The 18,026-nt window shown below is 65.2% G+C and carries 19 protein-coding genes; 8 read left to right on the top strand and 11 right to left on the bottom strand.

Features of this window, described 5'->3' with window-relative positions:
- Positions 1-4 precede the first annotated feature (4 nt).
- A complete protein-coding gene (locus ACSKB9_RS04875) occupies positions 5-1,033 on the top strand; it encodes a polysaccharide deacetylase family protein (protein ID WP_438080062.1) in 1,029 nt (342 codons plus the stop codon).
- Here the strand turns inward: ACSKB9_RS04875 and ACSKB9_RS04870 are convergent.
- Positions 1,030-1,239: a DUF2842 domain-containing protein gene (locus ACSKB9_RS04870; RefSeq protein ID WP_438071837.1), complete on the bottom strand. Its 210-nt coding sequence runs from the start codon at positions 1,237-1,239 to the stop codon at positions 1,030-1,032. The two genes, ACSKB9_RS04875 and ACSKB9_RS04870, sit on opposite strands and share 4 nt — an antisense overlap.
- Before the next feature lie 191 nt (positions 1,240-1,430).
- On the opposite strand from ACSKB9_RS04870, the gene ACSKB9_RS04865 reads away from it, so the two are divergent.
- Positions 1,431-2,516, top strand: coding sequence for a COX15/CtaA family protein (locus ACSKB9_RS04865; protein ID WP_438071836.1), 1,086 nt, complete (start codon positions 1,431-1,433; stop codon positions 2,514-2,516).
- Positions 2,517-2,537: 21 nt separating this feature from the next.
- Here the strand turns inward: ACSKB9_RS04865 and nadC are convergent, their stop codons facing one another.
- The 8 genes from nadC to ACSKB9_RS04825 all read right to left on the bottom strand — a co-directional run bounded on the left by nadC (position 2,538) and on the right by ACSKB9_RS04825 (position 10,457).
- Entirely contained in the window at positions 2,538-3,389 is an 852-nt protein-coding gene (gene nadC, locus ACSKB9_RS04860; RefSeq protein WP_438071835.1) for a carboxylating nicotinate-nucleotide diphosphorylase, read from the bottom strand.
- Positions 3,386-4,936: an L-aspartate oxidase gene (locus tag ACSKB9_RS04855; protein ID WP_438071834.1), complete on the bottom strand. Its 1,551-nt coding sequence runs from the start codon at positions 4,934-4,936 to the stop codon at positions 3,386-3,388. The genes nadC and ACSKB9_RS04855 overlap by 4 nt, the downstream gene beginning before the upstream one ends.
- The gene (gene nadA / locus ACSKB9_RS04850) at positions 4,933-5,919 is read right to left on the bottom strand and encodes a quinolinate synthase NadA (RefSeq protein WP_438071833.1); all 987 of its coding nucleotides are present in this window, start codon (positions 5,917-5,919) and stop codon (positions 4,933-4,935) included. The genes ACSKB9_RS04855 and nadA overlap by 4 nt, the downstream gene beginning before the upstream one ends.
- Before the next feature lie 54 nt (positions 5,920-5,973).
- Positions 5,974-6,825: an NUDIX hydrolase gene (locus tag ACSKB9_RS04845; protein WP_233475385.1), complete on the bottom strand. Its 852-nt coding sequence runs from the start codon at positions 6,823-6,825 to the stop codon at positions 5,974-5,976.
- Between the two features lie 119 nt (positions 6,826-6,944).
- Entirely contained in the window at positions 6,945-7,352 is a 408-nt protein-coding gene (locus ACSKB9_RS04840; RefSeq protein ID WP_018271884.1) for a hypothetical protein, read from the bottom strand.
- Positions 7,353-7,509: 157 nt separating this feature from the next.
- Positions 7,510-8,790, bottom strand: coding sequence for an O-acetylhomoserine aminocarboxypropyltransferase (locus ACSKB9_RS04835; RefSeq protein WP_141342882.1), 1,281 nt, complete (start codon positions 8,788-8,790; stop codon positions 7,510-7,512).
- A 148-nt stretch (positions 8,791-8,938) separates the two neighbouring features.
- Complete coding sequence (locus ACSKB9_RS04830; protein WP_057020656.1) at positions 8,939-9,523, bottom strand: CoA-binding protein; 585 nt, start codon at positions 9,521-9,523, stop codon at positions 8,939-8,941.
- 106 nt (positions 9,524-9,629) lie between these two features.
- Positions 9,630-10,457 carry an enoyl-CoA hydratase gene (locus tag ACSKB9_RS04825; protein ID WP_229192756.1) on the bottom strand — a complete coding sequence of 276 codons (828 nt, stop codon included), beginning with the start codon at positions 10,455-10,457 and terminating at the stop codon, positions 9,630-9,632.
- A gap of 70 nt (positions 10,458-10,527) precedes the next feature.
- Between ACSKB9_RS04825 and ACSKB9_RS04820 the strand changes: the two genes are divergently transcribed.
- From ACSKB9_RS04820 to ACSKB9_RS04800, 5 genes are all read left to right on the top strand, one after another.
- Complete coding sequence (locus tag ACSKB9_RS04820; protein WP_028340177.1) at positions 10,528-10,956, top strand: PaaI family thioesterase; 429 nt, start codon at positions 10,528-10,530, stop codon at positions 10,954-10,956.
- Between the two features lie 152 nt (positions 10,957-11,108).
- Positions 11,109-11,573, top strand: a complete 465-nt coding sequence (rplM, locus tag ACSKB9_RS04815; RefSeq protein ID WP_438071832.1) for a 50S ribosomal protein L13 — start codon at positions 11,109-11,111, stop codon at positions 11,571-11,573.
- Positions 11,573-12,049 carry a 30S ribosomal protein S9 gene (rpsI, locus tag ACSKB9_RS04810; RefSeq protein ID WP_028333930.1) on the top strand — a complete coding sequence of 159 codons (477 nt, stop codon included), beginning with the start codon at positions 11,573-11,575 and terminating at the stop codon, positions 12,047-12,049. The genes rplM and rpsI overlap by 1 nt, the downstream gene beginning before the upstream one ends.
- Positions 12,050-12,298: 249 nt before the next feature.
- Positions 12,299-13,516, top strand: a complete 1,218-nt coding sequence (locus tag ACSKB9_RS04805; RefSeq protein ID WP_438071831.1) for a GGDEF domain-containing protein — start codon at positions 12,299-12,301, stop codon at positions 13,514-13,516.
- Between the two features lie 44 nt (positions 13,517-13,560).
- Positions 13,561-13,797, top strand: a complete 237-nt coding sequence (locus ACSKB9_RS04800; RefSeq protein WP_028333932.1) for a hypothetical protein — start codon at positions 13,561-13,563, stop codon at positions 13,795-13,797.
- Positions 13,798-13,864: 67 nt separating this feature from the next.
- Here the strand turns inward: ACSKB9_RS04800 and ACSKB9_RS04795 are convergent, their stop codons facing one another.
- Positions 13,865-15,001, bottom strand: a complete 1,137-nt coding sequence (locus tag ACSKB9_RS04795; RefSeq protein ID WP_438071830.1) for an AI-2E family transporter — start codon at positions 14,999-15,001, stop codon at positions 13,865-13,867.
- 275 nt (positions 15,002-15,276) lie between these two features.
- On the opposite strand from ACSKB9_RS04795, the gene ACSKB9_RS04790 reads away from it, so the two are divergent.
- Entirely contained in the window at positions 15,277-16,047 is a 771-nt protein-coding gene (locus tag ACSKB9_RS04790; RefSeq protein WP_021079122.1) for a gamma-glutamyl-gamma-aminobutyrate hydrolase family protein, read from the top strand.
- Between the two features lie 181 nt (positions 16,048-16,228).
- On the opposite strand, the gene ACSKB9_RS04785 is transcribed toward ACSKB9_RS04790, so the two are convergent.
- Positions 16,229-17,446: an IS4 family transposase gene (locus ACSKB9_RS04785; protein ID WP_438071829.1), complete on the bottom strand. Its 1,218-nt coding sequence runs from the start codon at positions 17,444-17,446 to the stop codon at positions 16,229-16,231.
- Between the last annotated feature and the right edge of the window lie 580 nt (positions 17,447-18,026).

Raw genomic sequence — 18,026 nt, 5'->3', positions numbered from 1 at the left:
CCGAATGGAGCTCGCGTATTTCAGTGGCGCCTTCAAGCTGCGGGAACGCGAGAGCGGCGGCGCCGGGGTGATCCTGCGCTTCGCCCGCGTTCGTCCCGCGCGACGCGGCCGGTTTCAGCCGCTGAAGTCCCAGGCGATCACGCCGGCTTTCCTCGATCGCACGATCCGAGCGTTGAAGCGCTGGCAGTATGACCTCGTCGGGATTGACGAGGCTTGCCGCCGCGCGGTGACCTTGCCGGAGCGTCGACGCTTTGCCTGCCTGACCTTTGACGGCGCCAGCAAGGACATCATCACCCATGCCTGGCCGGTGCTTGCCAGGCACCGCGTCCCCTTCACCCTGTATCTGCCGACGGCTTTCCCGGATGGCGTGGGCGTGGCGTGGTGGCTGGTGCTGGAGGACATCATCGCGCGCGAAAACCGCATCAGCATGATGATCGACGGCCGGGAGCGGCACTTCGCGATTTCAAATCTCTCGGACAAATTCGAGCTGTTCGATTTCCTGTCCGGCTGGCTGCGCAAGCTGCCGCCGTCAGACCTGTCCTACGCGCTGAACGATCTCGCCAGGCGCTATTCGGCCGACGCGGCCCAATTGTCACGCAATGCGTCACTCGACTGGCAGGATCTGGCGAAGCTTGCCGCCGATCCGAACGTGACGTTCGGCAGCGCCACCGTGAACTATCCGGCGCTGTCGAGCCTCAGGGATGCCGACGCGCAGCGCGAGATGGCGATGGGCAAGGCGGTGGCCGAGAGCGCGCTTGGGCGCCAGGTCAGGCATTTCGCATTCCCGTTCGGGGACCGCGATGCGTTCGGCCGTCCGCATGTCGTGATGGCCGAGGAGGCCGGCTTTGCCAGCGCGGTGTCGACCATACCAGGGGTCGTCGAGGCGCAGGGGCGCACCAACCTCCACGCGCTGCCGCGCATCGCATGGGACGGCCGCGTGCGCTCATTGCGGATGATGCGGGTGCTGCTGTCGGGCGTGATGTTCGCGCCGGTGCGGCCGACGCGCAGCGCGCGCGACCAGAACGTTACTTAGGCGCGATCGGGCCGCGACATCCAGGCGACGATCGGCATTGCCGGCAGCACCCAGCCGAGCCCGGCGACGACGTAGAAGATCGCCTGCAGCAGCCCCGAATTGGCAAGCCACGGCGTCTGCGCGACCGTCATGCCAAGCAGCGACCACGCCACCACCAGGATCAGCAGGAAGATGGTACCGAGCAGTTTGCGGGTGCGTATGGCCATGGCGAATATGTACGACTCGTGATCCAGGGCGCTTTCGCGCGAAGCGGGTACGGTTCGCGCAAAGAAAACGCGTCAAAACAACATTCTGGAGCTTCCTTCCGACTTGATCGGAACGAGAACTCCGGGCGGCGCTTGCGCCGCGGGCGGGGCGGACTATAAGGGGCCCGAAAATCCAATCAAGTCAGGGCGAAATGGCCGGTATTTCCGCAAAGACATCGCAGCTCCGCGCCGTCAGGGTATGGCTGGTCGCGGTGGCCGCCCTGATCGCCCTGATGGTCTTGGTCGGCGGCGCCACGCGGCTAACCGAATCCGGCCTGTCGATTGTCGAATGGAAGCCGGTGACCGGCACGCTGCCGCCGCTGACCGAGGCGCAGTGGAGCCAGGCTTTCGAGGGCTACAAGAGGATCCCGCAATATCGCGAGCTCAACGCCGGGATGACGCTCGAGCAATTCAAGACGATCTTCTGGTGGGAGTGGGGCCACCGGCTGCTTGGTCGCGTGATCGGCGCGGCCTATCTGCTGCCGTTCCTGTATTTCCTGTGGCGCGGCGCGGTGAGCGGCGAACTCGGCCGGCGATTGTGGGTGATTTTCGGCCTCGGCGCGCTGCAGGGCGGCGTCGGCTGGTGGATGGTCGCGTCCGGCCTCTCTGAACGCATCGAGGTATCGCAGTATCGGCTGGCGACGCATCTGGTGCTGGCGCTCTTGATCTTCGCGGCGATCGTCTGGACGCTGCGGCGCCTGACCGACCGCCCAAGCGTGATCGCGCCGCTCAGGCTGAAGCTCACGAGCGCGGTGCTGCTCGTGCTGACCTTCGTGCAGCTCTATTTCGGCGCGCTGGTCGCGGGGCTGCGCGCGGGCAGGGTTTATAATACCTGGCCCGACATCGACGGCGGCTTCATTCCGTCGGCTGACCGGCTTTGGTTCGAGACACCGTGGTGGCGCAATCTGTTCGACAACACGCTGACGGTGCAGTTCGAACATCGCATGACCGCCTATCTGCTGTTCGCGCTGGCGATCGCACATGCGATCGATGCCATGCGCGCGCGCGCCGGCGGCGCTGTGATCGCGGGGGCCTGGTGGCTGGTGGCTGCGATCACGCTGCAGGCGACGCTCGGCATTCTGACGCTGCTGCATCAGGTGCCGATCGATCTGGCGCTGACGCACCAGGCCGTCGCCATCGTCGTGCTGACACTAGCGGTGCTGCAGGCCGAGCGCTTCGCCGCGCGCCGGACCGAGCGGGATCAGCCGACCCTCGTTGCGGTCGGCCAGCCCGGTTGATCGATCAACCTCTTTGATCGATCAGGACAGATAGTCGAGCCCGATATCGAGCGCGGCCGAGCTGTGGGTCACCCAGCCGACCGAGATCAGGTCGACGCCGGTTGCGGCAATCGCTGCGGCCGTCGCCGCGGTGATGCGGCCGGAGGCTTCGGTGATCGCCTTGCCGCGCGCCATGTCGACCGCCTGGCTGAGCTGCTCGGTCGTCATGTTGTCGAGCAGCACCGCGTCGACGCCGAGCGTCAGCGCCTCTTCGAGCTGCGACAGCGTGTCGACCTCGACCTCGATCTTGACGAGATGGCCGGCATTGGCCTTGGCGCGCTCGATCGCGGTGCGGATGCCGCCGGCGAGCGCGATGTGGTTGTCCTTGATGAGCACGGCATCGTCGAGGCCGAAGCGATGATTGCCGCCGCCGCCGGCGCGCACCGCATATTTCTCCAGTGCACGCAGTCCCGGCGTGGTCTTGCGGGTGCAGACGATCTGCGCGCGGGTGCCCGCCACGGCCTTGACCAGCGTAGCCGTTGCGGTGGCGACACCGCTCAGATGGCAGAGGAAGTTGAGCGCGGTCCGCTCGGCGGTGAGCAGGCTGCGGGCCGGGCCGTCGATGATCGCGATGACCTGGTCGGGTTCGACCGCGCTGCCGTCGGGCCGTTCGGCGCGCAGCGTGATGGCCGGCGACACCGTCTGGAAGGCTGACTGCGCGACATCGAGCCCGGCGATCACGCCGGGCTGCCGCGCCCGCATCACCAGCCGCGCCTGCTGGCCGGCCAGCACGATGGCGTCTGCGGTGATATCGCCGGCGCGGCCGAGATCCTCGCGCAGCGCGGTGTGCACGATCGGCTCATAGATCAGCGGCAACAGGGGGGTGAGGGTCATGACAGGGCACTCCTGGCAAATGGCGTGGATTCGACGATGTCGCGCGCGGCGGCGAGTGCATCGGCGCGGGTAAGGGACGACGGAACGGCCGACGCAGCAATGTGCGGGAAATCGGTGCGGAAGTGGCCGCCGCGGCTTTCCTCACGCCGGATGGCGGCAACCGCGACCATCAATCCGACCAATGCTGCGTCGGACGCCGCACTGTGACCGCATGCGAGTGGATAGAGACTGCGGATCGCGCGGGCGATCCCGTCGCGGTCGCGCAGGACGCCGAGGCCCTGGGTGAGGATCGGTCGCACGGCGGAGGGATCGGAAGCCTGTGGCATCGCATCGTCGCGCAGCATGGCGCGCGGGCCCGCACTCACGCTTTCGATGCTTTCGGCGACCCAGCGCGCGCAGACGATCGCTTCCATCAGCGAGTTGCTGGCGAGGCGGTTGGCACCGTGCAACCCGGTGCGCGCGGCCTCGCCGCAGGCCCACAGGCCCTGCACCGTGCTGCGGCCAAAACCGTCAACCGTGATGCCGCCCATGTGGTAGTGAACCGCCGGCCGGATCGGGATCGGATCATGGGCGGGATCGATGCCGGCCATCTTGCAGAACGCGCTGATCACGGGATAGCGCTGCGCAAACTCCGCGCCCGGATGTTGGCGCGCGTCGAGGAAGGTGCGATGCCCCGCGGCGCGGTGGCGCCAGACGGCGCGCGCGACGATGTCGCGTGGCGCGAGCTCGGCGCCGGGCTGATCGGCCATGAAGCGCTCGCCGGTCTCGTCGATCAACACCGCGCCATCGCCACGGATCGCCTCGGTCAGCAGCGGCATCGGGCGCGACGGCCCGTCGAACGCGGTCGGATGAAACTGGACGAACTCGATGTCCGACAGTTTCGCGCCGGCCTGTGCGGCAAGTGCGAGCCCCTGGCCGAAACACCCGCCGGGATTGGTGCTGTCGGCGAACAGCCCACCGATGCCGCCGGTCGCGATCACCACGCGATTGGTCGTGATCGTCAGCGCGCCGCTTGCGTTGGCTGCAAGCACGCCCCTGACCGCATTGTCCTCGACCAGCAGCCGGCGCGCCTCGACGCCTTCCAGCAGCGTGATCGATGGTGTGCGCCGGACCGCCGCGATCAGCGCGCGCATGATCTCGCGTCCGGTACCGTCGCCGGTGGCGTGCACGATGCGGTTGCGGCGGTGTGCGGCCTCGAGCCCGAGGCGCCAGCTGCCGTCGGCGTGCCGGTCGAAGGCGACGCCGAGCCTCGCCAGCTGCTCGGCGGCGGCGGGCGCGGCGTGGACGATCCGGCTCGCGGCGGCCGCGTCGCAAAGGCCGGCGCCGGCCGCAAGCGTATCGACGAGATGCAGGGCAGGGCTGTCATCGGCGCCGACCGGCGCCGCAAGGCCGCCCTGAGCCCACATGCTGGAAGCTTCCGCGCCGAGCGGCGACCTCGACAGCAGCACGACCGGCTCGGGGGCGAGCTGAAGCGCGGTCATCAGCCCGGCGGCACCGCCGCCGATGATCACCGGGCGGCCGTTGAGATCGGAGATATCGGTGCTCATATCGCCAGCATCCTTTCGACGCTCTTGCGCGCGCGATCGGCGATCGCAGGGTCGATGGTGACCTCGTGCTGGTTGGTCTCCAGCGCGTGACGGATGTTCTTCAGCGTGATCCGCTTCATGTGCGGACAGAGATTGCAGGGGCGGACGAAGTCGACACCGGGATTTAGCGCGGCGATGTTGTCGCTCATCGAGCATTCCGTCAGCAGCACGACGCGCGGCGGACGTTTGGTCTCGACGAACGACTGCATCGCAGCCGTCGACCCGGCAAAGTCCGCTTCGGCGACCACCTCGGGCGGGCATTCCGGATGCGCCAGGATGGTGACATCGGGATGATCCTCGCGCAGCTGACGCACGTCATCGGCGGTGAACAGCTCGTGCACCTCGCAGTGGCCCTTCCAGGCGATGATCTTCTTGCTGGTCTGCTTGGCGATGTTCTGCGCCAGATATTCATCCGGGAGCATGATGACGCGCTCGGCGCCGAGCGATTCAACCACCTTCAGCGCATTGCCCGACGTGCAGCAGATGTCGGACTCGGCCTTCACCGCGGTCGAGGTGTTGACATAGGCGACGACCGGTGCGTCCGGGTAGCGCGCGCGCATCAGCCGCACGTCCTGCGCGGTGATGGAATCCGCCAGCGAGCAACCGGCCTTGAGGTCGGGGATCAGCACGGTCTTGGCCGGATTGAGTAGCTTCGCGGTCTCGGCCATGAAGTGCACGCCCGCGAGCACGATGACATCGGCATCGACCTTGGTTGCTTCGCGCGCGAGCAACAGGCTGTCGCCGACGATATCGGCGACGCCGTGGAAGATCTCCGGCGTCTGGTAATTATGCGCCAGCACCACCGCGTTGCGGCGGCGTTTCAGCGCGAGGATCGCATCGACGTCCTCGGCGAACGTGGCCCATTCGAACGGCGGGATGACGCGTTTGACGCGCTCATAAAGCGGCGCGGTGCGGGTGAGCAGATCGGTATCGAGTGCAACCATTTATACTCTCCGTGAGCATAAGATGGCTTATACTTATCCTGAGCATAAGGCGTGTCAAGTGCGCGAAAGCGGGAGCTTGGTGCCGGCGACGGCCCGTTCGGCCAGCACGGCATGGCGGAAGCGGAATAGCTTGGCCGGCCGGCCGACGGTATCGGCGGCCATTGCGCCAGTCTCTTCAACGAGTTCCTGCTGCTCGATCAGCCGGCGGAAGTTCTGCTTGTGGACCAGCCGGCCTGCGAGCGCCTCAACACTGCGTTGCAGTTGCAGCAGAGTGAACTCGGCCGGCATCAGCTCGAATACCACCGGACGGTATTTGATCTTGGCGCGCAGCCGCGCGATCCCGGTCGCGAGAATGCGGCGATGATCCGCCGTCATCGGCTTGCCCGGCACGACCGGCGCCTCGCGGGCATGCCCGCGTCCGGCTTCCGGGATCAGCGCGGCCTCGTAGAGCAGCTCATAGCGTTGCAGCACCAGCTCTTCGTTCCAGTCGCGATCGTCGAGTCCAAAAGTGATGGCGCAACGCTGCCAACGCTCGCGCTGCAGCGTTGGCGACGGCGCCGCCTTCGCCCACGTTTTGAGCTTCGGCGCGATCGTCTTGGCCAGGAAGGCCGGCGCGCCGGCGCGATGATCCTCCCAGGGGAAGTAGTCGTACCAGCCGGACCAGTGCGCCTCAAAGCCTTCGCCGACCCGATCCTCGCGGGTCAAGCCGAGATAGCTGATCGAGACGCTATGCGGTCCCTTGGCATCGCCGGAGCGGCCGCGGTCGGCAAAGGTGTAGAGCTGCTCGACATAGCCGAGCGGGTGGCCGGTCTGCGCTTCGACCCAGGCCCGCAGCGCGGTCTGCAGCGAGCGATGGGTGAACTCGAACGGGCCGCTCGGCAGCGCAGAGCCGCCGGCGATGGTCATGATCTTCGGCGTGCCCTCGGTGACGGCGACCAGCACCGCGACGAGATCGGCGGTCACCGCATTCCCCGAAGCCGGTGCGCTGGATTTCTGCGGCGATCTGGCCACCCGATCGGTCCGCGCTAGCAGTAGCCGTAGACGCCACAGGCGTAGGGCAGGCGGTCCCAATAGGTCACATAGGCACCGCCGTAGTACGGGCCGAAATAGTTGTAGGAGTGCCAGTTGCCGTAATAGCCGGGCAGCGACGACGACCCCGGCAGCAGCGGTTCGCCGGGCACGAACGGGATATACGGCTCGGAATTGAGCGGGATCACCACGGGCTGCTCGACGACCACGAGCTGGCGTCCGCGCCGCACATAGGTCGGCGATGTGATCGTGGTGCGGTAGGCGTAATGCCGGTGCGGCAGGCCCGCCGGCAGCTGGCGCGCGGCCTTGACGGTCGCGCTCTTGGCGACGGCCGGGCCGTCGGCGGCGTCAGCAGGCGGGATCGCAAACAATGCGATCGCGAGCGGCAATGTCCAGCGCAGCATCAATGGTCTCCCGAATCATCCGGAGCCTATCACTGCCACTTTAAGCCGGATTGAACGTTAACGAGAGGCCCGTCGGTATTAAGCGTTAACGGGAGGCCCGCCGCCTTGGGCAAGCTGCCGGAGCGATGCGGCGCACCGCTCCGGAACAAGTGCGGGATCAGGCGCGCAGGGCCTGGTCGAGGTCGGCAATCAGGTCTTCCTTGTCCTCGATGCCGATCGAAAGCCGCACCACCTCGGGCGCCGCGCCCGACCTCACCTTGGCGGCGTCGTCGAGCTGGCTGTGGGTGGTGGAGGCCGGATGGATCACCAGCGAGCGGGTGTCGCCGACATTGGCGAGATGCGAGAACAGCTGCAGGTTCGACACCAGATTGACGCCGGCGTCATAGCCGCCCTTAAGGCTAAACGTGAACACCGCCCCGGCTCCCTTCGGCGCATATTTGCGCTGCAAGGCGTTGTACCTGTCGCCGGGCAGGCCGGCATAGTTCACCGCCGACACGGCGGGGTGGGTGGAGAGGAATTCCGCCACCGCCTTGGCGTTGTCGCAGTGCTTCTGCATGCGCAGCGGCAGCGTCTCGATGCCGGTCAGGATCATGAAGGCGTTGAACGGCGACAGCGCGGGGCCGAGGTCGCGCAGGCCGAGCACGCGGCAGGCGATCGCGAAGGCGAAGTTGCCGAAGGTCTCCTGGATCCGGATGCCGTGATATTCCGGGCGCGGCTCGCTCAGCATCGGATATTTGTTGTCCTTCGACCAGTCGAAGGTGCCGGCATCGACGATGATGCCGCCGAGTGAGTTGCCGTGACCGCCGAGGAACTTGGTCAGGGAGTGCACGACGATGTCGGCGCCGTGGTCGATCGGCTTGATCAGATAGGGCGAGGCCAGCGTGTTGTCGACGATCAGCGGCACGCCGGCCTTGCGCGCAACGGCGGCGATCGCCTCGATATCGGTGATGCTGCCGGCCGGGTTGGCGATCGACTCGATGAAGATCGCCTTGGTGTGCGGCGTCACCGCGCGCTCGAAGCTTTCGATCTCATCTGGGTCGGCCCAGGCCACGTTCCAGCCGAACGCCTTGAAGGCGTGCGTGAACTGGTTGATCGAGCCGCCATAGAGCTTGCGTGCCGCGATGATCTCATCGCCGGGCTTCAACAGCTGCTGCAGCACGACGACCTGCGCCGCGTGACCGGAAGCGACGGCGAGCGCCGCGGTGCCGCCTTCGAGGGCTGCGACACGTTCCTCGAGCACGGCATTGGTCGGGTTGCCGATGCGGGTATAGATGTTGCCGAAAGCCTGCAGGCCGAACAGCGAGGCCGCGTGGTCGGCATCGTTGAAGACGAATGACGTGGTCTGGTAGATCGGTGTCGCCCGCGCGCCGGTGGTGGGATCAGGCTGCGCGCCGGCGTGCACGGCGAGGGTGGAAAATCCCGGAAGGCGATCGGTCATTCTTTAGTATCCTGTTGTGGCCTGGTCGAAACGCGCGGCATGCTGATGGCGACGGCGCCCGCCGTCAAGCGAGTTGGGCGCATCGCCAGTTTTTGGAGAGGCATCCCGCGCTATACCGGATGATCGCAGCGATTATTCCGCCGCGATGTCAGGTCGTCTCGGTCTTGTTCTTTGCCGCGCGGTCGGACGCCGCGGTCTGTCCGCCGCCGAAGCTCGTGCGATTGAGCGACAGCCGCATGCCCTGCGTCGGGATCGGCGCACGCTTGGAACTCAGCGTGCGCGAGTTGACGCCCATCCACGAGATCTCCGACGACAGCCGGCCATACTCGATCTTCGGGCAGCGGTTCATCACCACTTTGAGGCCCGCGGCTTCCGCCTTCTCGGCCGCGGCGTCGTCGCGTGCGCCAAGCTGCATCCAGATCACCTTCGGCGGCGTCGACAATTTCAGCGCCTCCTCGACCACGGGCATGATGTGGCTTGAATTGCGGAAGATGTCGATCATGTCGATCGGCCGATCGATGTCCGCAAGCGAGGCGACGAACGGCTTGCCCATCAGCGTCTTGCCGACATGGCCGGGGTTGACCGGGATCATGTCGTAGCCGCGCTGCGCCAGATATTTGAACGCGAAATAGCTCGGCCGCACATTGACCGGCGAGGCGCCGACCATCGCGATGGTCTTGACGTTGTTCAGAATGCTGCGGATGTAGTTGTCGTCGTAGGCGTCGTGATTCATTTTTCTTCCGGGTTTGTCATTCCGGGGCCCGCGCAGCGAGAACCCGGAATCTCGAGATTCCGGGTCTGGTGCTAATGCACCATCCCGGAATGACGACCTCAGGTCGTCACTTGTCCTGCCACTTCGGATCGCGCTTCTCGATGAAGGCACCGATGCCTTCCTCGGCGTCGCGCGCCATCATGTTTTCGGTCATCACCTCGGCGGCGAAGCGATAGGCATCGGCGAGGTTCATCTCGGCCTGGCGATAGAACGCTTCCTTGCCGAGCTTGACGGTGTAGGCCGATTTCAGCGCGACCTTCTCGGCCAGCGCGATCGCGGCGTCGCGTTCGGTGCCAGCGGATACCACGCGGTTGACGAGGCCGATGCTCTGCGCCGTTGCCGCCGAGACCGGCTCTCCGGTCAGCAGCATCTCCATGGCCTGTTTGCGCGGCACGTTGCGCGACAGCGCCACCATCGGCGTCGAGCAGAACAGCCCGATGTCGACGCCCGGCGTCGCGAACGCCGCCGCTTCGGAGGCGACCGCGAGGTCGCAACTTGCGACCAGCTGGCAGCCGGCCGCGGTGGCGATGCCCTGGATGGATGCGACCACCGGCTTCGGAAGGCGCACGATGGCCTGCATCATCGCGCTGCAGGCGTTCATGATTTGCGCGAAATAGGCGCGGCCGCGGTCGGCATCGCTACGGCGCGCGGTAAGCTCCTTGAGGTCGTGGCCGGCGCAGAAAGCCGGGCCGTTGGCGGCGAGCACGACGGCGCGGATGCGCTTGTCGCCGCCGACATCGTTCAGGGCGGCGTGCAGCTCGGCGATCAGGCCCTCGGAGAGGCTGTTGCGCGCTCCGGGCCGATTGAGCGTCAGTAGCGCGATACTGCCGACGGTCTCGCGCAGCAGGATCGGCTGGTGTTGCGGCGCTTCGGCGCGGGCGGCTTGGGCGGACATGCTGAAATTCCACTTTGGTCTCTGTGACAACTTAATGTAACAGGCAGGCTGAAGCGAGGGCAGGGACGGCATGGCGACTGCGAAAATGAGCGTGGCTGACGTGGAGGAGTTCCTGCGGAGGGAATTCCCGCAGGCGTTCGTCCACGACGATGTCCGGATCGAAAGCGCCGACGGCGAGACGGCCCTGCTGCGCCAGCGCTTCAGCGAGCGCATGCTGCGGCCTGGCGGTACGGTGTCCGGGCCGACCCTGATGGGCCTGGCGGATTTCGCGATGTACGTGGTGCTGCTGTCGGCGATCGGGCCGGTTGGCCTTGCCGTGACCACCAACCTCAACATCAACTTCCTGCGCAAGGGTCAGCCGGGGCAGGACGTACTTGCGGTGGCGAGGCTGCTCAAGCTCGGCAAGCGGCTCGCGGTCGGCGAGGTCAACCTGCTGTCCGGCTCGTCTCCCGATCCCATCGCCCATGTCACGGCGACCTATTCCATTCCAAATCAATAGGCTTTTCTACGGTATTATTGCACCATAATTGCAGGCCATTGTTTTTTCTGATGTAATTTGAGCGCGTGGGCGTTGACGCGCGATCGCGGCTTCTCTAGAAAGCTGCCAGTTCGGCGCATACGGCGCCGATTTCTTTTTCACGGATTTCACACATGAGCACGTTCTCGGCCAAGCCCGCCGAAGTGACGAAGAAGTGGGTCGTGATCGACGCCAAGGGTCTGGTCGTCGGTCGTCTCGCCACGCTCGTCGCGATGCGCCTGCGCGGCAAACACCAGCCCACCTACACCCCGCATGTCGATTGCGGCGACAACGTCATCATCGTCAACGCCGCGCATGTGGTGCTGACCGGTCGCAAGCGCGACCAGAAGACCTACTACAAGCACACCGGCTTCATCGGTGGCATCAAGGAGCGCACCGCGAAGCAGATCCTCGAGGGCCGCTTCCCGGAGCGCGTCGTCGAGAAGGCGATCGAGCGCATGATCCCGCGCGGTCCGCTCGGCCGTATGCAGATGGGCAATCTGCGCGTCTATCCGGGTGCCGATCATCCGCATGAAGCGCAGAGCCCCGAGAAGGTCGATATCGCTTCCCTAAATCGCAAGAACACGAGGGCCGCATAATGTCCGATACGTTGCAGTCCCTCGACCAGCTCTCGCAGGTCAAGCCGGCCGCTCCCGACGCGCCGAAGTACGTCAAGAAGGTCGACAAGTACAACCGCGCTTACGCCACCGGCAAGCGCAAGGATGCGGTCGCCCGCGTCTGGGTCAAGCCGGGCTCCGGCAAGATCTCGGTCAACACCCGCGAGTTCGAAGTCTACTTCGCCCGCCCGGTGCTGCGCATGATGATCCAGCAGCCGCTGGTCGCTGCCGCCCGTAACGGCCAGTACGACGTGATCTGCACCGTCGCCGGCGGTGGTCTCTCCGGCCAGGCCGGTGCTGTCCGCCACGGCATCTCGAAGGCGCTGACCAACTTCGAGCCCGAGCTGCGCGGCGTCCTCAAAAAGGGCGGCTTCCTGACCCGCGACAGCCGCTCGGTCGAGCGCAAGAAGTACGGCAAGGCGAAGGCCCGCAAGTCCTTCCAGTTCTCGAAGCGCTAATTCGAGTTCTAAAATTCGCGGCAATTGCCGCGGGCATCGAGTTGCAAAGGGCGCCGCGAGGCGCCCTTTTTGCTGCGTCCGACCGGCCGTGCTTCGGCGCGAATTAGCGCAGTTTTTCGTGAAAACTTGCGTGTGCGTGCAAACGAAATTGGAACTCGCACCTTCTAGCTTGCGGGCTCGCAATGGCGCTGCATCACCGTATTTATTTGCGCCTGCGAACGTTGCATCACACCGGGCTGGGGTGAGTTTATGTCGTTCGATCCATCGACACTTCATTTGTTCGCCACCATGGTCGCGGGCATGCTCGGCGCCATGCTGTGGTTGTTCGGCAGGCAGGAGAACATTTCCGCGCTGAAATGGTGGGGCACCGCCTATCTGCTCGGCGCGGCCTCGGTTGCGGTCTGGACGGTCGGTAGTTCGACGCTCGATCCGATGGTTCTGCTGGGCCTCAATGCGATCGGCTTCGTCGCCTGCGGCCTGGTCTGGAATGCCGCGCGGATTTTCCACGGCCGCAAGGCCAATTTGCTGGGCCTCGTGCTCGGCCCGATCGCATGGATCGGGGCGGTGACGACGGTTGAGGATCCCGCGATGCGCCTGACGATCGGCGCCGGGATCGTGGCGATCTACGCCGCGCTGACCGCCTCCGAACTGTGGAGTGAGCGCCGCCGCGCGATGCAGCGGCGCTGGCTTGCGATCGTCATCCCGGTCGCGCACGGTTGCGTCCTGATGCTGCCGATCCTGGTCGGCGACCTGCTGCGATTGAACGGCCAGAATTTCGTCTCCAGCTTTTGGGTCACGCTGTTTTCGATCGAACTCGTGCTGTACGCGATCGGCACGGTATTCGTGATCTTCATGATGGTGTCGGACCGCGCGGTGGCCGTGCACAAGACGGCCGCGTCGATCGACCCCCTGAGCGGCATGCTCAACCGCCGCGGCTTCACCGAGGCCTGCGCGCGGGTGATCGAGCGCGAGTCCATTGCCGGCCGGCCAGTCACCGTGATGATCTTCGACATCGATCACTTCAAGTCAATCAACGACCGCTTCGGCCATCCCGCGGGTGACGAGATCCTGAAGCTGTTCTCCGCTGTCGTGGTCAACAGCCTCAGGATCAGCGATCTGTCGGGCCGGATCGGCGGCGAGGAATTCGCGGCGCTGCTGCCGTGCTCGCTGGAGGAGGGTGTGCTGGTCGCCGAGCGCGTGCGCGAAGCCTTCGAGAACAGCAACATCACCTGCGAGGAAGGCGCGGTCGACACCACGGTCAGCATCGGCGTCGCAGGCGGTCCCGCCGGCACCGAGCTCGAGGTGCTGTTGGCCTCGGCCGACACCGCGCTCTACCAGGCCAAGCGCGGCGGCCGCAACCGCGTCGAGGCGGCGGAGGAATTGCCGCTCTCGCTGGAGAACTGGCGGCGCAAGACCGCGGGCCTGCCGGCTTCGGCGCGGCAAAAGCCGGCGAGCGTCCGGGCATGAGTGCGGTAACGAGTGGTTAACCATTCGATCCCATGCTTTCGGACATGGAGTCGATCCGCACCCGCAATCCGCAGTCAGCCCTGATGTCGCTCGAAGCCGACGCGGTTTCGGCGCGCAGCGGTTTCGCCTGCCTGTTCTCGGACTCGCATGAATACGAGACCGCGCTGATCGCCGAACGGCGCGCGCAGGGGCGATACCAGCCGCCGAAGAGTCGCTGGCCGATGGTGATGCTGGCCGGCGTGATGCTGATGGTCGCGGGAACGGTACTGCTGCTCTCCTGACGTGCTTGATTCTAGTTTTGGCGCGTTTTCTTCACGCGAACCGGTGCCCACTTCGCTTGAAAACGCTCTAAGCGGCCCGCGCCGGATCCTCGGTCTTGAAGTGATCGATCATCACCTTGGCGATCGCCATCAGCGGCAGCGCCAGCGCCAGCCCCCAGATGCCGAACACGACACCGAGCAGGATCTGAAACGCGAACAGCGTGGCCGGCGGGATGTCGAGCGCCTGGCGCTGGATGATCGGCGTCAGCACGTAGCTTTCCAGCGCGTGGACGCCGAGGAACAGGATGAAGGCCGACAGCGCCGCGATCCATCCGGTCGCAAGGCTCGCGAGCACCACGATCAGCCCGCCGAGGATCGCGCCGACCGTCGGAATGAAGGCGAGCAGGCCGGCCTGGATGCCGAGGATGAACGAGCTCGGAATGCCGATGATGGCAAGCCCGATCCAGGTGACGAGGAATACCGCCGTCATCGTGATGATCTGCGCGATCAGCCAGCGCTCCAGTGTCTCGCCGATGCGGTCGACGATGATGGTCGCCTGCGCGCGGTACTTGACCGGCGCGATGAACAACAGCCCGGCGCGGTAGATGCTGGGCTGGGCCGCGAAGGCGAGCCCGAGAAACAGCACGATGAAAAAGTTGCCGACGACGCTGACGGTGCCGAGCAGCACCTTCAGCGTCTGGCTGATGATGGCGCCGCCGCTTGAGGCGAGCGCACCGGCGCCGGGGATGCCGTGAGATTGCGACGGCGCGGGTGTCGTCGTCGTTGTCGTGACGGCGGTGCCTTCGCCCTTCGCCTCGCCCGCGGCATTGGTGAAATCGAGATAGCTGGTGTCGACCCCGTGCTGTTCGAGGAAGTCCTTGACGCTGCCGAGCTGCGATTTGATCGTGTTGCTCAGCACCGTGGCCTGCTGCGCGATCGTGGTGCCGCCGAGGAACACGATGCCGGACAGCAGCCCAGCCATCGCCAGGCAGACGATCGCAAGCCGCAACGCGTGCGGCAGCTTGGTCAGCCGGCCGAGCAGGGTGGTCATGGCATTGAGGGCGACCCCGAGCAGCATGCCGGCGAACAGCAGGAACAAGGTCGCGGCAAAATGCCAGGCGAAGGTCAGCAGGGCAGCGAACAGCACCACGCCGATGCCGCCGACGGCGATCGCCCATGCCAAGTCGTTGCGGGCCTGCAGGCGATTGTCAGCCGAGTCTGTCACGGGTGATTCCCCTTCGCGACGGTGTTTCGAGCAGTCTTTGGCGAAAACCCCGCCGGGATCAAGCTGGCGGGGTCGTGCCGGTTCGCCGCTGACGGGTGCGGGGCCGGCGCGAGCGGTGGGCATCTGGCCGGCCTTGGGTCTCGAGGGGTACGAATCTGTGCAGGACTGCAAGCCCCCCTGTGCAGATATAGACAGTTGATCCGGCGGGAACTCGAAGGCATGATCGTCTCCGCAACGTCGCAAACTTAGAAGAATCATTGCGCGAGACTTCAATAATGAGACGGCCCGTGGTCGGCGTGATCGGAAACGCCCATCGCATCGAAAATCGTTTCACAGTCCAGATGGTCGGGGAGCGCAACCTTCGCGCGGTTGCCGAGGTGTCGGGCGCGGTGCCGCTGATGTTCGCGGGCAGCCCCGAAATCACCGAGGTGGGTGCCTTGCTCGACGTGGTCGACGGGGTGGTGCTGACCGGGGCCCGCGCCAATGTTCATCCGACCCGCTTCAACACCGAACCGTGTGCTGCCCACGAGCCCTACGACATCCACCGCGACGACGTCGCGCTGGCGCTGTCGGAAGCCTGCGTCGCGCGCGGCGTGCCGATCTTCGGCATCTGCCGCGGCCTGCAGGAGATGAACGTCGCCTTCGGCGGTTCGCTGCATCCGGAGATCCGCGAGATTCCGGGCCGCATGAACCACCGGATGCCGCGGCTGGAGAATGGCGAGATCCATCCTGACCCGACCGTTGTGTTCGCCGACCGTCATGACGTCGCGCTGACGCCGGGTGGCGCGTTCGCAAAAATCCTCGGCCGGGAGACCATTCGAGTCAATTCGCTGCACGGCCAGGGCATCCTCGAGCCCGGCAAGCGCGTCGTGATCGAGGGCATCGCCGAGGACGGCACCATCGAGGCGATCCGCATCGCCGATGCGCCGGGTTTTGCGCTGGGTGTGCAGTGGCACGCCGAATACGATCCGCAGCGCAATCCGATCAACCGCGCCCTGTTCGAAGCCTTCGGCGACGCGCTGCGCGAACGGCGGCGGGCGGCGTAGGACGGTTTCACCGCCATCGTCCCTGTCCGTTAATCGCGACGTCGTCTCCGGAAAACGCGCTGTCGTCCCTGCGAAAGCAAGGACCCATGCTCCGCGGCGGTTGTTGTGGAGGGACTCGTCATTGCAGCACTGCTCAACAATGACCATCGGTGGTTGGGTCCCTGCTTTCACGCTAGTGCATCTACACGTTTGTCGGGCCATTTGCGAGGATTTGGAAGCGGGCCATTCCGGTGTGGAAGGTGATTGGTCCAGGTGGACGGTGGGAGGCGTAGCCGGTCCATCCGCCGAGTTTTGCGATGATCCATGCCGCCCAAGCAAGAGTGTTGGGGCGATGGTGGTTTTTCTGAAGCTCGGTGCGACCTTTCATGGTTTTGTTGATGGCCCTGAGCGTCTCGATCTCTTCTGCGGTGAAGACAAATTCAGCTGGCAATTCTTCGCCACTGTTGCGGGCCTGAACGAGTTGAATGACGATACATGCCGCTCTGGTGGCGACCGCCACGAGCTTGATCAGGCCTTCGGCGCTCTCGATCTGACTATCCTCGATGCGCAAACCCTGGCTCTTCAGCGAGCGAAAGAGTTGCTCAATGATCCAGCGCTGGCGGTACCAGGAGACGATCTGCCAGGCGTCTTTAACGGTGGCGACCGGATGAGTGGTCAGGAGCAGCCAGCGAATGGGCTCCGCACCTCTCGGCGGATGCAACTCGACCACTTCTACGAAGCTGAGTTTGATGCCCTCCGCCAAGTCGGTGACGCCGGGCCTCTGCGGCCGCTTGAGCACGACGGTTCCGAAGCGCATCGAGAGATGGGCCTGCCGGCCGCGCCGATCCATTCGCTGCGGCAGATCGATCACCGCGTTGTCGCAGAAGCGGCTCCGCTCGACCGCCTGATAAAGTGTGTCGCCATCGACCAGCGCATGGTCGTGCATGGCACGCGACAGAAGATGGACATTCTCAGCTGGCGTCAGCGCCCAGTGAGCAAAGAAATCCCCCTCGCGGTCGTTGACGACGGTGATCATGCGGGCATCTGCCAGGACGTCGCGGCCTTGCTCGGCGGCCGTCACCCAGCGCGCCGACTCCTTGTCGGCCAAGGCGCGCCGCTCATGCGGGATTTTTACCTTGCCTTTGCGCGTCCAAACGTTGCCGCCAGTAAGGCCAAGACAGACCCCGCTGTCGGCATCCACCGCCATCATCGCATGCAACAGCACGCCGCGAGCATTGCCCTTGCCGACTTTGCCCAGCCCGCGCCGCCGTCCCGCCTGGGTCTGGAACTTGACCTCGCTCGTATCCTGGATCGCCAGCACATGACGCCCGCTGACCGCAGTCCGCGTCTGCGCGCTCCAGCCCTCAATCAATTTATCGATCGTGACTTGGGGGTTGTTCACAAACCGCCAGAACGCCATATTGGCAGCCCAATCGCCCCGGGCCATCTGGCGCAAGCAGACGCTGCGCGTGCAAAGCATAGCCCGGAGAAGCGTCGCCCCCTTTTGTCGAGACGAACGTCCCCGAACTCACCCAAAGACAAATCCGGCTGCATCGCTGGCGCTCCTTCGAATCAAAGCGCCAGTGAGAGAATCATACAACATGCTGCAGAGACGCCACTTCTTGCTGCACCGAGTTCAATCTGTCGCGCCCCAAAACCGTGTAGAGACGCTAGTGCTTTCACGGGGACGACACCGAATGTGTGGCGTCGTCTGTCCGTCGGGTCGGTTTGTCGAACCTCGGTTCGGGAAGCCATGAAAGACGCGGGGCTTTCCTTGGCCAATCGATGGGAGCCGAGCGGCAGGCGAGTAGATCGTTCCTAGAACTCAGGACGTCACGAACGCAAAGTGTGTTGTCCCCGCAACGTCACAAGAGTTCCGTTGAGCATCGCACCTGTTGGGACTTCACTGTGTGGCAAATTCCCCGTTTAATAAAGGCGGACCTGAGGCAAAGATTTTACCACCAAGACGTTCATTTAAGATCAGGTTCAAGAGGCCGCTG

Source organism: Bradyrhizobium sp. BR 1433 (assembly GCF_051547665.1).
GTDB classification, from domain to species: domain Bacteria; phylum Pseudomonadota; class Alphaproteobacteria; order Rhizobiales; family Xanthobacteraceae; genus Bradyrhizobium; species Bradyrhizobium australafricanum.
The sequence above is the reverse complement of the archived record's forward strand: the minus strand, read 5'-3'. Positions and strand labels throughout refer to the sequence as shown.

Bases quoted from the DNA above. Each gene is read 5' to 3' on its own strand.
- ACSKB9_RS04855 (WP_438071834.1), bottom strand. From the start codon at position 4,936: ATGAGCACCGATATCTCCGATCTCAACGGCCGCCCGGTGATCATCGGC.
- rpsI (WP_028333930.1), top strand. From the start codon at position 11,573: ATGTCCGATACGTTGCAGTCCCTCGACCAGCTCTCGCAGGTCAAGCCG.
- ACSKB9_RS04870 (WP_438071837.1), bottom strand. From the start codon at position 1,239: ATGGCCATACGCACCCGCAAACTGCTCGGTACCATCTTCCTGCTGATC.
- ACSKB9_RS04785 (WP_438071829.1), bottom strand. From the start codon at position 17,446: ATGGCGTTCTGGCGGTTTGTGAACAACCCCCAAGTCACGATCGATAAA.
- ACSKB9_RS04790 (WP_021079122.1), top strand. From the start codon at position 15,277: ATGAGACGGCCCGTGGTCGGCGTGATCGGAAACGCCCATCGCATCGAA.
- ACSKB9_RS04875 (WP_438080062.1), top strand. From the start codon at position 5: ATGGAGCTCGCGTATTTCAGTGGCGCCTTCAAGCTGCGGGAACGCGAG.
- rplM (WP_438071832.1), top strand. From the start codon at position 11,109: ATGAGCACGTTCTCGGCCAAGCCCGCCGAAGTGACGAAGAAGTGGGTC.
- ACSKB9_RS04825 (WP_229192756.1), bottom strand. From the start codon at position 10,457: ATGTCCGCCCAAGCCGCCCGCGCCGAAGCGCCGCAACACCAGCCGATC.
- ACSKB9_RS04830 (WP_057020656.1), bottom strand. From the start codon at position 9,523: ATGAATCACGACGCCTACGACGACAACTACATCCGCAGCATTCTGAAC.
- nadA (WP_438071833.1), bottom strand. From the start codon at position 5,919: ATGGTTGCACTCGATACCGATCTGCTCACCCGCACCGCGCCGCTTTAT.
- ACSKB9_RS04840 (WP_018271884.1), bottom strand. From the start codon at position 7,352: ATGCTGCGCTGGACATTGCCGCTCGCGATCGCATTGTTTGCGATCCCG.
- nadC (WP_438071835.1), bottom strand. From the start codon at position 3,389: ATGACCCTCACCCCCCTGTTGCCGCTGATCTATGAGCCGATCGTGCAC.
- ACSKB9_RS04865 (WP_438071836.1), top strand. From the start codon at position 1,431: ATGGCCGGTATTTCCGCAAAGACATCGCAGCTCCGCGCCGTCAGGGTA.
- ACSKB9_RS04800 (WP_028333932.1), top strand. From the start codon at position 13,561: ATGGAGTCGATCCGCACCCGCAATCCGCAGTCAGCCCTGATGTCGCTC.
- ACSKB9_RS04845 (WP_233475385.1), bottom strand. From the start codon at position 6,825: ATGACCATCGCCGGCGGCTCTGCGCTGCCGAGCGGCCCGTTCGAGTTC.
- ACSKB9_RS04835 (WP_141342882.1), bottom strand. From the start codon at position 8,790: ATGACCGATCGCCTTCCGGGATTTTCCACCCTCGCCGTGCACGCCGGC.
- ACSKB9_RS04820 (WP_028340177.1), top strand. From the start codon at position 10,528: ATGGCGACTGCGAAAATGAGCGTGGCTGACGTGGAGGAGTTCCTGCGG.
- ACSKB9_RS04805 (WP_438071831.1), top strand. From the start codon at position 12,299: ATGTCGTTCGATCCATCGACACTTCATTTGTTCGCCACCATGGTCGCG.